Source organism: Gemmiger formicilis, from assembly GCF_016901605.1.
Classification (GTDB): domain Bacteria; phylum Bacillota; class Clostridia; order Oscillospirales; family Ruminococcaceae; genus Gemmiger; species Gemmiger formicilis_B.
The window spans coordinates 1-219 of record NZ_JACJKP010000897.1 but is presented as its reverse complement, the minus strand read 5'-3'; the positions used below and the strand labels follow the sequence as shown (position 1 = coordinate 219).

At 60.3% G+C, this 219-nt stretch carries 1 pseudogene; it reads left to right on the top strand.

Going from position 1 to position 219, the window contains the following annotated elements:
- Positions 1–219, top strand: a pseudogene (locus tag H6B10_RS17170) (glycosyl hydrolase family 8); the annotation flags it as partial.

Sequence of the window (219 nt, the reverse complement as noted above, 5' to 3'; positions counted from 1 at the left end):
CGATCCCTCTTATCATTTGCCGCATTTCTATGAACTTTTTGCTCTGTGGAGCGACGAATGCGACCGTCCTTTCTGGCATGCAGCCGCAGCGGCCAGCCGCCAGTACCTGCGCAAAGCCTGCCACGCCCGTACCGGATTGAGTGCCGAATATGCCGAGTACGACGGCCGCCCGCATCGGGGTGATCAGCCGGACCGTCACGACTGGTTCTTCAGCGATGC